The sequence below is a fragment of the Mameliella sp. AT18 genome, assembly GCF_028807275.1.
GTDB lineage: Bacteria > Pseudomonadota > Alphaproteobacteria > Rhodobacterales > Rhodobacteraceae > Antarctobacter > Antarctobacter albus.
Window position 1 is genome coordinate 1 of the sequence record NZ_JARAMO010000060.1, and the last position, 14,402, is coordinate 14,402.

Here is a 14,402-nt window from a genome sequence, read left to right on the forward strand (position 1 = left end):
TCGGGCGGCAACCAGCAGAAGGTGGTGATATCCAAGGCGCTGATGACCGGGCCCAAGGTGCTGTTGATGGACGAACCCTCGCGCGGGATCGACATCGGCGCCAAGGCCGAGGTCTTTCGCGTCATGCGCCAGCTGGCCGCCGAGGGGCTGGGCATCGTCTTTGTCACATCCGACCTCGAAGAGGTCATGAGCCTGTCGGACCGCATCATCGTGATGTCGGACGGGCGGATCACCGGAGAATTCAGCAGGGAGGAGGTCACGGAAACGGCGCTGGTCAGCGCATCCGCCGTCGGCCACGCGCCCCTGTCAGAACAGGACGCGGAAAGGGAGACCGCACAATGACCGACATGACCGCAAGTGCCGCCGGGGCCTCCAGCCCCAACGCGACGCTGCTATTGATCCTGAAGGCGCGAACCTTCATCGCGCTGATCCTCGTCTTCGTGTTCTTTTCGATCTTCGCGCCGAACTTCCTGTCGGCGGCGAACATGGTCATCATGTCGAAACACGTTGCACTGAACGCCTTTCTGGCCATCGGGATGACCTTTGTCATCGTCTCGGGCGGGATCGACCTGTCGGTGGGCTCCATCGTCGGGCTTTGCGGGATGGTGGCGGGCTACCTGCTGCTGAACGGGATCGACATCGGGCTTGGCTGGTCGATCCAGTTCAACATGCTGGAAATCTGCCTGATGGTCGCGCTGGTGGGGATCGCCATCGGGGCGCTGAACGGGTTCCTGATCACCAAGCTGAACGTGGCGCCCTTTATCGCCACGCTCGGGACGCTTTATATCGCGCGCGGTGCGGCGATGCTGTCCAGCGACGGCAAGACCTTTCCGAACCTCTCGGGGAACGCGGAATACGGATCGCAGAGCTACCGCATGATCGGATCGGGAGATTTCCTGGGCGTGCCGATCTCGATCTGGATGCTGATCGCGGTGGGTGTACTGGCCGCCTATATCGCGCGCCGCACGCCCCTGGGCCGGTTCATCTATGCCGTCGGCGGCAACGAACGTGCGGCGGGCCTGTCGGGGGTCAAGGTCACCCAGGTCAAATATTTCGTCTACATGTTCTCGGGCTTTTGCGCGGCGCTGGTGGGGATCATCATCTCTTCTCAATTGGTCGCCGCCCATCCGGCCACCGGCGATACTTTCGAGCTGAACGCCATCGCGGCGGCGGTTCTGGGCGGTACGTCCATGTCCGGCGGGCGCGGGCGCATCGGTGGGACGATCGTCGGCGCCTTTGTGATCGGGGTGCTGTCGGACGGGCTGGTGATGATGGGGGTGTCAGCCTTCTGGCAGACCGTTATCAAGGGGCTTGTCATCATCGCGGCCGTGGTCATCGACCAGGCGCAGCAAAAGGTCCAGGCCAAGGTCGCGCTGCAGGCCCAGGCCGCGCTGGGCAAGTAAGAGGAGGGATGGCATGAAGGGCGCACTTATCGGCTGCGGTTTCTTTGCCCGCAATCAACTGCACGGCTGGGCGGATGTGACGGGGGCCGAGATCGTCGCGATCTGCGACCGGGACGAGACCCGCCTGGCCGAGGCGGGCGAGGCTTTCGGCATCGACCGCCGCTACACCGATGCGGCGGAGATGTTTGCGGAAGGCGGGTTCGACTTCGTCGATATCGCGACCACCGTGCCATCGCATCGCCCTCTGGTCGAAATGGCGGCAGCGGCCGGCGTGCATGTCATCTGCCAAAAGCCTTTTGCGCTGAACATGGACGACGCCCGCGCCATGATCGCGGCGGTCGAGGCCACGGGCAAGACGCTGATGGTGCATGAGAACTTTCGCTGGCAATCGGCGGTGCGCGCGGCCATCGAGGCCCTGCGCGGCGGCGCCATCGGAACGCCCTTCTTTGGCCGGGTGAGTTTCCGGTCCGGCTATGACGTCTTTTCCGGGCAGCCCTACCTTGCCGAAGGCGAGCGTTTCATCATCGAGGACCTGGGCATCCATATCCTCGACATTGCCCGTGCCCTGTTCGGGGACGTGGACCGGATCAGCGCCACCACCAGGCGGATCAACCCGAATATCCGTGGCGAGGACGTGGCCACCATGCTGCTGTCCCACGGTGGCGGTGTGACCTCCGTGGTGGATTGTTCCTATGCCACGCGGCGGATGCCCGAGACCTTTCCCGAAACCCTGCTGGAAATCGACGGCACCAAGGGCAGCTTGCGGCTGGACGCGGGCTATCGCCTGACGATCCAGCGCGACGGGCAGGAGGAGGTGCGCGATGTCTCGCCGCCTGTGCTGCCCTGGGCGGAGCGGCCCTGGCACAACATCCAGGAAAGTGTGGCGTTGATCCAGCAGCATTTCGTTGATTGCCTTGCGGCGGGCCGCACGCCCGAGACCTCTGGAGCGGACAACCTGCGGACCTTTGCGCTGGTCGAGGCCGCTTACCTGTCGGCGGCGGAGGGGCGCAGCGTCGCGTTGTCAGAGCTATGAACCTGGCGCTTTATGGCACCGATCAGCCGCCCGCCGCCTCCGAGGAGATCCGGCATGGCGAGGTGACGCTGCACTTGCAGGACGGCGCGCTGCGCCACATAAGCGTGGGTGGTGTCGAAATCATCCGCTCCGTCGCTTTCCTGGCGCGGGATCGCGACTGGGGCACCATCGCGCCGACCCTTGGGACACTGACCCGCGACAACCGGGACGGTGCGCTGCACCTCTCCTTGCCGATGCGCTTCGACACCGGGACGGCACGGCTGGATGTCGACGTGATGATGACCCTCGGGGCAGGGCGGCTAACGGTCCAGGCCCGGGGCAAGGCCGCCGGGGATTTCGAAACCAACCGCGCCGGCTTTACCCTGTTGCATCCGATCGAGGGCGTCGCGGGCTGTCCGGCGCGTGTGAACCATGCCGATGGGCAGGTCGAGGACAGTCACTTTCCCGAGTTGATCGACCCCTGGCAGCCCTTCATGGACATTGCCGCGCTGGAGCATCGGGCAAACGGGTTGCGCGTGCGCTGCGCCTTTCTAGGCGATACCTTCGAGATGGAGGATCAGCGCCAGTGGGGCGATGCCTCCTACAAGACCTACAACCGCCCACTGGCCTTGCCCTGGCCCTATGTCATCCCGGATGGCGGGGCGCTGGAGCAATCCGTCGAGATCACCTGGGAAGCGTGCCAGACGGCGCCTATCGCCACCTGTCCCGCGCCGGAGGAGGCGCGCTTTCCGGAAATGGCGCTGGTGCTGGATGCGACGGACGCAGGACGGCTGGCGGACAATCCCGGCGATCTGGACCCGGTGTGTCCGCAGCGCCTGTTGTGCCACGTGGACGCGGCCAAAGGGCCTGTCGCGCCGCAGATCGCGCCCTTTGCGCGGGCACAGGCGGCACGGCCCGACGTGGCCTATGACCTGGAACTGATCTGCCGGTTCGACGGCACGCAGACGCCGGAGGCCGAATTGCAGGCCCATGCCGACGCCGTCGCGGCCAGCGGTTTTGCCCCGGCCTCTGTGCTGGTCGTTCCCTCTGTAGATCGGCAATCGACGCCGCCGGGGTCCGAATGGCCTGCCTGTCCGCCGCTGGCAGAGATCCACGCCGCCGCCGCGCGGGCCTTTCCCGGCCTCGTCCGGGGCGGCGGGATGGCAAGCCTGTTCACGGAACTCAACCGCAAACGCCCGCCACTGGCGACGCTGGATTTCGTCAGCCACGGGCTTTGCCCCATCGTCCATGCCGCCGATGACCTGTCGGTGATGGAAACGCTGGAGGCCGTGCCCCATATCGCAAGATCCGCCCGCGCGCTCATCGGGGACCGCGCGTATCGCATCGGACCGGCGACCATCGCCATGCGCCAGAACCCCTATGGCTCTCGCACGATCCCCAACCCGGACGCCGGGCGCGTCTGCATGACCGATGATGATCCGCGCCACCGTGGAGCCTTTGGCGCGGCCTATGCCCTGGGCCTGGCGGCGGCTCTGGCGCCGTTCGACATTGCCGTCTGGACGCCAGCGGCGCTCTATGGTCCGCGCGGGGTGGTGGGCAATCCGGGACCCTTGCCGCAGGTCCTGCGGGCCCTGTCCGGGATCGCGGGGCAACACGTGCAAGAGGCCGCTGTCCGCGACGGGCTGGCGGTGCTGGACGCCGGGACCACGCGGCTGCGCGCCAACCTGACCCCGCAGGACGGACATGGGCTGATGCCCTATGGCTGGTCCGGCGGTATGGATTGAGCCGCGCAGTTGAAACGGCTACTTATCATGTTACCTGACGAGTCCGCGCCGGAGCCCATGAAATGGACAGCCCCATGAAACCTGCCCCCGACAAGATTGTCCGCCGCAAATTGTCGGAACAGGTGCTGGAGCGTCTGCACGAGATGATCCGCACGCGCGAGCTGAAGCCCGGCGACTACATGCCCTCTGAGCGCGCCTTGATGGAACGGTTCGGCGTGGGCCGCCCGGCGGTGCGCGAAGCGCTGCAATCGCTGCACAACAGCGGGTTGATCACCATCAGCCACGGTGAACGGTCTCGGGTGAACGAACTCAATGCGGCCAGCGTGCTGACCCAGTCGGACGAACTGGCGCGGCTGGTACTGGATTCGGCACCCGCCAACCTCGACCATCTCAAACACGCCCGCCAGATGTTCGAACTGGGCATGGTGCGCGTCGCCGCCGAGAATGCGACGCCGGACGATGTGGCGGAACTGCGCGCCCTGATCGACCTGCAGCGCAGCCAGTTGGGCGATGCCAATGCCTTCATCACCACCGATATGGCCTTTCACCGCAAGCTGGCCTCGCTGGCGGGCAACCCGATCATCCAGTCGGTGTCGGATGCCATGCTGGGCTGGTTGTTCGAATACCATGTCAGCCTGTTGCACCGTTCCGGCAGTGAGGACGTGACCCTGGCCGAACATGCCAAGATCGTCGATCACATCGAGGCGCATGACGCCGAGGGCGCGGTCGAGGAGATGCGCCGCCACCTGGAACGCTCACGCGTGTCCTTCGGGCCACACGGTTAACGCGGCCCGCCGCCGTCGCGGATCCAGCCAAAGTAATCCTCGCTGCCCATCTGGCCGCCCTTGAGCGCGATTTGCAGCCCGTCATGGGCACTGCCGCCAAAGCCCTGGCAAAGCGCCGCGCCGGGGATGGTGGGGGCCAGTGCCTGCAGTGCGTCCAGCCCCAGCGCGCGCATCCCGTGGCCCGAGGTGTCACCGCCCGAGATGACGGCGCGGCGCAAGCCGGTTTGCTGAAGCACGCGGTCCAGGATGCGGCCCAGAGACTGGCCGATCCGGGCATTGGCGGTTTCCGCCGACACGCCGCTGGTGGCCAGGGCGGTGCGGAACGCCGCGACGCGCGGATCGTCGGGACCCTGGGCCGAGGTGACAAGCGGGCTGGCCCCGGTCTGCGCCGCATCGGTCGCGGCACCTGCGCAACGGTCGATCTCACCCGCCAGCGTACCGGGATCGCCCAGCACGGATACGGTATCGAATGGGATCACCGCAAAGCCGTTTGCGGCGGACCAGTCCAGCTGCCGCGCCGTGCTGGGCGAGACGGAGCCGGAGACGGCAGCGATCTGCGCCACCTTGCCGGCGCCCTGCACCGGCGGGGGCGGTGGCAGCTCGCCGCTCTCCTGCCAGTAACGCACCAGCGCATATTCCAGCCCCTGAGAGCCGACCGCCACGCGCAGGCGATTGCGGTTCTCCCAGATCAGCTTGCCGACGGCAGTTTCACTGAGCGGCTCCATGCTATCGCAGGACAGGATGCGTGCACCGTTGTCCAGGGCGTGATCCAGTGCCGCCTGGGCCTTGCCGGACCAGAGCGTTTCCAGGTCCAGCAGGGCAGAGGGCAGGTCGGTCTGCGACGAGAGGTGGCGCAAGAGGTCGGACTCGGTCATCGGGGTGACCGGGTGGCGGGACATCACCGGGTGGCGGTCCAGCCGAAAGACACCCTCGAAGGTGCCCGCAAACAGGTGCCCGAACGCCTGGTAGCGACGCATCTGCGGGGCAGCGGTGACCAGCGGCACACCTGCCGAGGCGCGCTGGGCCAGGCACAATTCGATGGCGGTGCCGATGTTGCCGCTGTACGGCGCGGAATCGAAGGTGGAACAGACCTTGTAATGCAGGATCGGTGCGCCCGTCGCGTCCAGCCAGGCGAGGGGGGCAGGCAGGTTGGCCCGCATGGCGTCGGGGCTGTCGGTGCGCGCGGTGGTGGCGATGCCGACCGCCTCGACATCGGCGAAACGGGCGGCCAGCGCCTCGGACGGAGGGCCGGAAAACAGCACCGTCCGCAGGCCCGCAAAGGCCAGCACCTCCATCACGGCGGCCGATCCGGTGAAATCGTCGCCCAGCCAGGCCAGTCTTGGCGTCATGAAATGTGGTCCTTCCCGTGGCAAGAGGCCTGTCGCCTGTTGACATTGTTCGCATGATATTATCTGATCATACCAGTTAAGCAAGCCCTACCGGAGGATTCCATAATGACCAAAGTCGCGCTTTTCGGAGCTGGCGGCAAAATGGGGGTCCGTCTGTCGCTGAACCTCGCGAAGACGGATTTCGACGTCAGCCATATCGAGATCAGCGACCCCGGAAAGGCGCGCTTGAAGACCGAGGTCGGTGTCGAGGCCGTCGATGCCGAAACCGGGTTGCAGGGGGCAGAAGTTGTCATCCTTGCGGTGCCGGACACCGTGATCGGCAAGGTTGCGGCGAACGTCGTGCCGACGCTGGCGCCGGGCACGATGGTGGTCATCCTGGATGCGGCGGCGCCCTATGCCGGGCACCTGCCGGAACGCGAGGACATCACCTATTTCGTGACCCATCCCTGCCATCCGCCGATCTTCAACGACGAATCCACCGAGGCCGGTCGCAAGGACCATTTCGGCGGCGTCGCGGCGCAACAGGGCGTGGTCAACGCGCTGATGCAGGGGCCGGAAGAGCATTACGCGCTGGGCGATGCCATCGCCCGCGCGATCTATGCCCCGGTCGCTCGCACCTATCGGGTCACCGTCGAACAGATGGCCCTGCTGGAGCCGGGCCTGTCGGAAACCGTCTGTGCCTCGCTGCTGGTGGTGATGCGCGAGGCGATGGACGAGGTCGTCAAACGCGGTGTCAGTTATGACTGCGCGCGGGATTTCCTGCTGGGGCACATGAACATTCTCGGCGCGGTGATCTTCGACGAGGTCGAGGGGCAGTTCTCGGACGCCTGCAACAAGGCCATCGAATTCGGCAAGCCCGCCCTGATGCGCGACGACTGGAAAAACGTCTTTGAAATGGACGAGATCGCCGCCAGCATCCGGCGCATCACCTGACTCGAATGGGCCGCCCCGGTTCGGGGCGGCCAACTTGGCGGGACCGAGTCACACCTGCATCTGGCGCGCCAGTGCAATCAGCGCCCGGTCACTGCCACGCGGACCGACCAGCGACAGACCGACAGGCAGCCCGGCGGGAGTGCGCATCGGCAGGCTGACCTGCGGCAGCCCGGCATGACCCGCCAAGGACAGCAGCGTCAGAGCGCGGTTGCGGTAGTCTTCCATTTCTTCGCCCTTGACGGACAGCAGCGGGGCAGGACCCGGTGCCGTGGGCAGGACGATCACGTTCCGCACTCCAAGACTGGCGACCAGGTGGTCCTCGATCCGGGCGCGGTCCTTGCGCGCCTGTGCGATCTCTTCGTCCGTCAGGGCAAGCGCGCCTTCGAACCGCTGCTGGATGCCGGGGCCGAAGGCCGGCGCGGTCTCTGCGATCCAGTCGCGGAAATTCGCGGCCACCTCTGCTCCCTGGCAGATCCGGAAGGTCGGCAGGAGCAGGCTGCGCAGGTAATCGGAGAACAGCGGGGGACCAAGATCCTGGCCGGGGGGCAGCAGCGCCTCGGCGGTCTCCGGCTCTGCCAAGTGCCAGAGGTCTTCGGGATACAGGAACGCGCCGTCCAGAGAGGTGGCTGCCGGTGCGAACTGCTCTGCCACCAGGGCAAGCGTTTCCGCGTCCCGCGTCATGAAGCCCGGCACGTCATAGCTCTGGGCCAGCGGCACAAGGCCCTCTGCCGGCAACAGGCCGTGGGTCGGGCGCCAGCCATGGACACCGCAAAAGGCCGAAGGCAGGCGCACGGACCCGCCGGTGTCCGTCCCCAGCCCAATTTCGACGGCACCGGAGCCCACCGCCACGGCGGAACCGGACGAGGAACCGCCGGGCATCCGGTCCGGCGTGATCGGGTTCACGGGGGTGCCGTAGCGCGCGTTCTGTCCCATCAGGGAATAGGCCAGTTCGTCCATCTGGGTCTTTCCGATGGCCTCGGCCCCGAGGTCCAGCAGCCGAGCGACAAGGGGGGCGGTCGTTTCGGCCGCCTCATGCGTCGCGGCCCATTCGGGGTTGCCACAGCCGGTGACATGCCCGGCGACGTCGAAATTGTCCTTCACGGCAAGGCGCAGACCCGTCAGTGGCCCCTTGCCCGCGGACAGCGGCGGGTCGAAGATCGAGACGAAGGGAGGGGCGCTGAAATGCATCACGATCCGTCCTGCATCAGCGAGACATGGGCCGCGACTACGCGCCAGCCGTCTTCGGTGCGAACCCAGGTCTGGCTCTGGCGGCCAATGCGGGTCGAGCCGACGCGCTGGAACTGCAGGTTGCAGATGCCGACATCCGGCCCAAGTGTCGCGATCTCGCGCCGGATGACCTCACGTTGGGGCGATCCGCCGGTGCGGCCCTTGCGGAAGGCGCGGATTTCCTCGATCCCGTAGAGGTTTTCGCCCACGCCGTATCGCAGCGTGTTTGGATTGTCCCAGAACAAGCCGTCCAGGACCTCCAGGTCATTGTCCATCAGCGCCTTTTCGTAGAGGTCGCAGGCGGCGGTCAGCTCTGCCAGCGCCTCGGGCTGGTTCAACGTCACGGTCATGCGCCGTCTCCGATCGCTTTCAGGATGTCCTTGCTGTCTCCGACAAAGCCGAAACACTGTCGCACGTTGTAGAGCGTCGCATCCATGCAATATCCGGGCGAGGTCGTGCCCGAGCAGTCCTCGAGCATGATGACGTCGTAGCCCAGGAAATTGGCGTCCTGCAGCGTGCACAGCACGCATTGATCGGCGTTGACGCCCGCGAACAGCACGGTGGTGATGCTGAGGTTGCGCAGGATGCTGTCCAGTTCGGTGTCCTGGAACCCGGACATCCGGTATTTCGACACGGCGATGTCGCCCGGTTCCGGCGCCAACTCATCGACCACGGCGGCGGCCCAGCTGCCTTCTTCCAGCACATGCGACCCGTTCGAGGGCAGCGGCTTGCCGATGCCGGTCGACCGACCGTCGGGATCGTAGACATGCAGCACCGAGGGCGGCAAGTTCATGCGGTCGGGCCGGTTGCCCCAGTTGAGCCAGATGACCGGCACGTCCTGTGCCCTGAGTTCAGGCAACAAGGCCTGCAGCGGCGCGATCTGCGCCCGTGCGGGGGACACGTCGACGCCGAGCTGAGCCAGCCAGCCGTCGCCGTGGCAAAAGTCGTTCTGCATGTCGATCACGATGATCGCCGTTCGCGACAAGTCGATGGTGACGGTGCGGTCGCGGTCGCGCAGGGTGACGGGACGTACCGGCGGCTGGCTGCGGGTCATGTCGACGCTGGATTTGCTGACATGCCATGCGTTGCGCGGCGTGGCACCAAGGGGCAGGGGGGTGTCGGGGGAAAGATCCGTCATTTCAGGCCTCTGTCAGGACGCGCAGGTCTTCGTCGTCCAGCTCTACCCGCTCTCCCGACCGGATCAGCTCGGAGAAATCCTGGTTCGGGGTCATGACCGTCAGGGTATAGAGCTTGCCCGCGCCGGTGTTCTCGACGACGTGGACGGAACCGGGATTCAGCAGCAGCGCGTCGCCTTTCGCGATGGGCAGGCGGTCGCCATCGGACGAGGCATAGCCCTCGCCCTCGATGACGTAAAAGAACTCATGCGCCTTGGAATGGCTGTTCGGCGGGGTCGCGCCGCCCTTGGTGAAGATCTCGACGACGTAGATGTTGTCGGTGGGCGCATTGGCGGGGTCGAAGAGCATCACGAAATAATTGCTGTCCGAGGGTGCGATCTTCCAGGCTTCGGCCTTGGCCACCTGTTCATGTGAGAAGGATTTCATCATCTGGGGAACCTCTTGTCAGTACGCAGTCTTGCGGGATGGTGATGAGGGGGCGGACATGCCATGAATGGCATCGGAAACCGGAGTTTCGATGACGGATTGGCAACGGAGAAACGGATGCACGCGAGGGTTCTGACCTATGTGGACGAGGTGGCGCGACAGGGGTCGATCCGGGCGGCGGCGGACAAGCTGAACGTCGCGGCCTCGGCGATCTCGCGGCAGATCAAGTCGCTGGAGGATGACCTGGGCACGCCGATCTTCAACCGGGCGCCCCGGTCGCTGACGCTGACGGCGGCAGGGGAAATCCTGCTGGTCCACATCCGTGAGACCCTGCGCGAGATGGACCGGAACCTGGCCCTGATCGAGGATCTCAAGGGGTTGCGCCGGGGCGAGGTTTCGGTCGTGCTGATGAGCGGGCTTGCCTCGAACATCGTGCCGCGCGTGGTGATGCAGTTCCGCAAGGCGAACCCCAAGGTCGCGGTGCGTCTGCAGCTGATGACCGACCCGGACGAGATGATCGCCGCCGTGGCCGAGGGGCAGTCGGACCTTGCCATCGGTTTCGACTTTCCACCGCGTCCCAACGTCCGGCAACTGGCGGTCGCGATGGTCAACCTTGGCGTTGTCGTGCCGCCGGACCATCCCTTTGCGGGGCGCTCCAGTGTCCGGCTGGACGAATGCGCCGACTACACGATGGTGGTGGCGGATACGAGCATGGTGATCCGCCCGCACCTGGAAAAGCTCTTTGCCCGTTCCGGCGGACGACCCAGCGACCTGATCGAGACGAACTCGATCGAGATGATGCGCCACCTGACACGGCTGGGGGGCTGCATCACCTTCCTGACGCCCTTCGACATCGAGACGGAGGTGGCCGCTGGTCAGCTTGCCTTTGTCCCGGTCGAGGAATTCGCCCGCGAGACGCAGCGGCTCATCCTGCTGGGGCCGGACCGGAACCCGTCCGCGCTGGGCAGTGTCCTGGCAGAGCATTTCCGCGCCGCCCTGGGCTGAGAGACGTTCCATCGGCGTCACCTCGAATAGAGCCGGTCGAGGCGCACGAACTTGCCCAGCAGCGCCAGCGCCACCGTGGTGACGACGATCAGCAGGGCAGAGATCGCATGCGCCGTTGGTTCCAGCGCAAAGGTTGCCTCGGAATAGATCCGGACCGGCAGTGTCGTCAGGCGGGCGGTGGTCAGGAAGCTGGTCACCGTGACCTCGCCAAAGCTCATCAGGAAGCCGACCAGCGCCGCCGCGAAGATCCCCGGTGCCATGCCGGGCAGCGTCACCAGCAGGAAACAACGCATCTTGTTCGCACCCAGGCTGGCGGCGGCCTCTTCCAGAGAACGGTCGAGGGACATGGCAGAGGTGGTGAGCAGGGTGATGATGAAGGGCAGGATCACGACGACGTGGATCGAGACCAGCCCGGCAAAGGGCGGTATGATCAGGTAGACCTGAAGCAGCTTCAACATGCCGACGGCGATGGCGACGCCGGGCAGCGACAGGGGCAGCATCCAGAAGGCCAGCAGCAGCGGACGCATCCGGAACGGATAGCGCGCAAGGGCAAAGGCGGCGGGCATCGCCAGCGCGACGGCGATGGCCACGGCGACCAGGGCCAGCTTGACCGACACCACGAAGTTGGAGGTGTAGTCACCCTCGATCAGGACGCGGCGATACCATTCCAGGGTAAAGCCCTTGAACCCGGCCGCGGTGGCCAGCGGCACGTCGTTGAAGCTCTGGACCATGACCAGCACCAGCGGCAGGATCAGCAGCCCGATCGAGCAGAACAGCAGCAGGTAGCGCAGCGGCGCCCCGACGGTGTCGACCAGGGTCGCCACCCAGGCGGGGATCGTCCACGGCGAGGACGGTACGCCCTGGCGCCAGCGCATGAAGCGGTTGAGCCAGAGGGTCGCCAGCGCGATGAAGCCCAGCCCGACTGTCGTCATGACCAGCGACAGGGCCGAGGCCATCGTTGCGTTCAGGTTGCTGATCGCCTCGTTCAGGACCAGCATCCCCATCGTCCAGACCTTGCCACCGCCCAGCAGCGTGGCAGAGACGTAAGAGGTGGTTGCCATCAGGAAGACCACGATCACACCCGACCGCAACCCGGGCAGCGACATCGGAAAATCGACGGTCAGGAAGCGCATCCCCGGCGAGGCGCCCAGGCTTTCGGCGGCCTCGTGGATGCGCGGAGAGGTGTTCTGCAAGTTGTCATAGAGCGCCAGCACCATGAAGGGCATGAAGACCTGCGCCAGCGCGATGATGACCGCCCCGTGGTTGAACAGCATGGTTTCCACCGGCGGAATGCCGAACCATCCCGTGAAGGTGTTGATCAATCCCTGCGGCGACAGCAGCAACATGATCCCCAGCGACCGGACAACCACGTTGGTCAGCAGCGGGATGAGGATCACCGCGAAGGACAGCGCACGCCATTTCGATGGCATGCGCGCCAGCCAGTAGGCCAGGGGGTATCCGAGAAGAGCCGAAATGGCGGTCACGGCCAGGCCGAGCAGCACCGTTTCGGCAATCACCGAAAGATAGAATGGATCGGTCAGGATCTTGACGAATTGTACCAGGGATGGGCTCTGGATCACCGGGCCGAAGGGGCTGGGGTATTCGTGCAGCGACAGCAGCACGACCACGATCATCGGCGCCGCGAAGGCCAGAAGCAGCCATGCGGTTACGGGAAAGGACAGAACCGGACCGATCCAACGTTTCATCCAGCGATCTCCCGGTCGTATTTCGCCTGCCACTCGGAGCGGTGGGCGTTGATGTAATCCCAGTCGAAATCGACAAGGCTGTCGACATTGCCGGCGGTGATGACCTTGCCTTCAAGCTCGGGCGGGATCTCGACGTTGTTGACCGTGGGCGAGTAGTAGATCTCGTTCGCGTAGGCGAGCATGGTCTCGGGGCTGAGGTGCAGGTTCACCCATTCCTCGGCCAGCTTCTGGTTGCGCGTGCCCTCGGTGATGCAGGCCACGTTCATCGTCACGGCCTGGCCCTCGATCGGCTCTGCGATGGCGCAGTTCGGGTTGCGGCTTTCGGCGTACATGCGGGTGAAGGAGGCGAACTCGACCGACAGGTCGGCGACGTTCTGGTCCAGCATGTCGAACAATTGTGCCTGGCTGCCCTGGATGCCGGCAAAGGGTTTCAGCTCCTTGACCTTCTCGACCACCTTGTCGAACTCGTCGATGCCGTAGCCCCAGGCCTTGGCGGTCATCATCAGGGCCGAGATGCCCTCGGCGCCCAGGCCGTTCGGCCAGGCGATCCGGCCTTTCCATTCCGGGTTCCACATGTCCTTCCACGAGGTGATCGGCGCCGAGGCGGCGGTCTTGTCGTAGACGATGGTGCAGGGGTTGAAGGCCACGCCGTAACCGCCCTTGCGGGCCAGCGGGTAGAGGTATTCGTAGTTCGGCACCGCGGGGCTTGCGGGCTGGGTGACGCCATCGGCAACGGCCTGGCGGCTTTCGTAGATGTTCAGATACAGCACGTCAAAGCTGGGCCGGCCACGTTCCGCGTAGGCGCGCGCGCGGCGTTCGCCGGTGCCGCCAAGGACGTAGGACACCTTGCAGCCGTATTTCTCGACCAGCTTGGGTTCGATGTGCTTCTTGACGATCTTTTCCTGCGCGCCGCCCCAGATGCCGACGACCAGTTCGTCGCCGGGTTTGGGCTGGGCGTAGGCCGGGCGGATGATCGACGCCGGGGCGGCGAGGCCCGCGGCCATCAGGCCGGTAAACTGTCTACGGTTCAATGCCATTTCATTTACTCCTGTTGGTGGGTGGTTGGGTCGTTCAGATGAAGGTCACGGCGCCGGGCAGGGCCTCGACAGAGGCGGTCGCGCCCGCGGGCGGGGCCGTCAGGTCCGAGGGAATGGTCAACCGGACCGGGCCGCTGGCCGAGGCAAGGTCGATCTCGAAGGTCTCGCCCAGGTAGTTGACCGAGGTGACGGTGCCCGACAGGGACAGCGGCCCGGTCGGGGCGTCGCCAAGGCGCAGGCGCGAGGCGCGAAGCACCATCTTGGTCGCGCCGTCCGGCGCGCCTTCGCAGCGCACGCCCTTGGTCTGGAACACGCCGTTGTCGACGCTGCCGTTCAGCACCGTGCGCGCGCCCAGGAACTTGGCCGTGAAGGCCGACGTCGGCGCATCGCACAGCTGTTCCGGCGTGCCCAGTTCCGAGATCAGCCCGCCGTCCATGACGGCGATGCGATCGGACATCGACAGCGCCTCTTGCTGGTCGTGCGTGACGAAGATGGTGGTGATGCCCAGGCGCTGTTGCAGGGCGCGGATTTCGTCGCGCATTTCCGAACGCAGGTTGGCGTCGAGGTTTGACAGCGGTTCGTCCAGCAGCAGGACCTCGGGTTCGATCACCAGCGCGCGGGCCAGGGCGACGCGCTGT

General features: G+C 65.7%; 15 protein-coding genes. 7 read left to right on the top strand and 8 right to left on the bottom strand.

Going from position 1 to position 14,402, the window contains the following annotated elements; translation table 11 throughout:
• The 5 genes from PVW46_RS07505 to nanR all read left to right on the top strand — a co-directional run.
• Positions 1–342, top strand: a 342-nt coding sequence (locus tag PVW46_RS07505) for an ATP-binding cassette domain-containing protein (protein ID WP_274575429.1), incomplete at its 5' end; no start/stop codon positions are given.
• The gene (locus tag PVW46_RS07510; protein ID WP_069209786.1) at positions 339–1,403 is read left to right on the top strand and encodes an ABC transporter permease; all 1,065 of its coding nucleotides are present in this window, start codon (positions 339–341) and stop codon (positions 1,401–1,403) included. The genes PVW46_RS07505 and PVW46_RS07510, both read left to right, overlap by 4 nt.
• Positions 1,404–1,416: 13 nt before the next feature.
• A complete protein-coding gene (locus PVW46_RS07515; protein ID WP_069209787.1) occupies positions 1,417–2,436 on the top strand; it encodes a Gfo/Idh/MocA family protein in 1,020 nt (339 codons plus the stop codon).
• Positions 2,433–4,160: a D-apionate lactonase family protein gene (locus PVW46_RS07520; RefSeq protein WP_069209788.1), complete on the top strand. Its 1,728-nt coding sequence runs from the start codon at positions 2,433–2,435 to the stop codon at positions 4,158–4,160. The genes PVW46_RS07515 and PVW46_RS07520 overlap by 4 nt, the downstream gene beginning before the upstream one ends.
• A 74-nt stretch (positions 4,161–4,234) precedes the next feature.
• On the top strand, positions 4,235–4,945 hold the full coding sequence (gene nanR / locus PVW46_RS07525; RefSeq protein WP_074620657.1) for a transcriptional regulator NanR: 711 nt from the start codon (positions 4,235–4,237) through the stop codon (positions 4,943–4,945).
• Here nanR and PVW46_RS07530 read toward each other — a convergent pair.
• Positions 4,942–6,294 carry a four-carbon acid sugar kinase family protein gene (locus PVW46_RS07530; protein WP_069209790.1) on the bottom strand — a complete coding sequence of 451 codons (1,353 nt, stop codon included), beginning with the start codon at positions 6,292–6,294 and terminating at the stop codon, positions 4,942–4,944. The genes nanR and PVW46_RS07530 overlap by 4 nt on opposite strands.
• Positions 6,295–6,399: 105 nt before the next feature.
• Between PVW46_RS07530 and PVW46_RS07535 the strand changes: the two genes are divergently transcribed.
• Positions 6,400–7,227, top strand: coding sequence for a phosphogluconate dehydrogenase C-terminal domain-containing protein (locus tag PVW46_RS07535; protein WP_069209791.1), 828 nt, complete (start codon positions 6,400–6,402; stop codon positions 7,225–7,227).
• A 48-nt stretch (positions 7,228–7,275) separates the two neighbouring features.
• Here the strand turns inward: PVW46_RS07535 and PVW46_RS07540 are convergent, their stop codons facing one another.
• Genes PVW46_RS07540 through PVW46_RS07555 form a run of 4 tightly spaced genes read right to left on the bottom strand, consistent with a single transcriptional unit; the run spans position 7,276 to position 10,019 of the window.
• Positions 7,276–8,415 carry an amidase gene (locus tag PVW46_RS07540; RefSeq protein ID WP_083242325.1) on the bottom strand — a complete coding sequence of 380 codons (1,140 nt, stop codon included), beginning with the start codon at positions 8,413–8,415 and terminating at the stop codon, positions 7,276–7,278.
• Positions 8,415–8,804: an oxalurate catabolism protein HpxZ gene (gene hpxZ / locus PVW46_RS07545; RefSeq protein ID WP_190285413.1), complete on the bottom strand. Its 390-nt coding sequence runs from the start codon at positions 8,802–8,804 to the stop codon at positions 8,415–8,417. Before hpxZ ends, PVW46_RS07540 begins: the two co-directional genes overlap by 1 nt.
• Complete coding sequence (locus tag PVW46_RS07550; RefSeq protein WP_043139961.1) at positions 8,801–9,592, bottom strand: cysteine hydrolase family protein; 792 nt, start codon at positions 9,590–9,592, stop codon at positions 8,801–8,803. Before PVW46_RS07550 ends, hpxZ begins: the two co-directional genes overlap by 4 nt.
• A gap of 1 nt (position 9,593) precedes the next feature.
• Complete coding sequence (locus PVW46_RS07555) at positions 9,594–10,019, bottom strand: cupin domain-containing protein (RefSeq protein ID WP_274575441.1); 426 nt, start codon at positions 10,017–10,019, stop codon at positions 9,594–9,596.
• Positions 10,020–10,133: 114 nt separating this feature from the next.
• On the opposite strand from PVW46_RS07555, the gene PVW46_RS07560 reads away from it, so the two are divergent.
• The gene (locus tag PVW46_RS07560) at positions 10,134–11,021 is read left to right on the top strand and encodes a LysR family transcriptional regulator (RefSeq protein WP_043140119.1); all 888 of its coding nucleotides are present in this window, start codon (positions 10,134–10,136) and stop codon (positions 11,019–11,021) included.
• Positions 11,022–11,038: 17 nt separating this feature from the next.
• Here PVW46_RS07560 and PVW46_RS07565 read toward each other — a convergent pair whose 3' ends face one another.
• The 3 genes from PVW46_RS07565 to PVW46_RS07575 all read right to left on the bottom strand — a co-directional run.
• Positions 11,039–12,727 carry an ABC transporter permease subunit gene (locus PVW46_RS07565; RefSeq protein WP_069209792.1) on the bottom strand — a complete coding sequence of 563 codons (1,689 nt, stop codon included), beginning with the start codon at positions 12,725–12,727 and terminating at the stop codon, positions 11,039–11,041.
• The gene (locus PVW46_RS07570; protein ID WP_069209793.1) at positions 12,724–13,764 is read right to left on the bottom strand and encodes an ABC transporter substrate-binding protein; all 1,041 of its coding nucleotides are present in this window, start codon (positions 13,762–13,764) and stop codon (positions 12,724–12,726) included. Before PVW46_RS07570 ends, PVW46_RS07565 begins: the two co-directional genes overlap by 4 nt.
• A 34-nt stretch (positions 13,765–13,798) precedes the next feature.
• On the bottom strand, positions 13,799–14,402 hold a 604-nt coding region (locus PVW46_RS07575; RefSeq protein WP_274575443.1), incomplete at its 5' end, for an ABC transporter ATP-binding protein.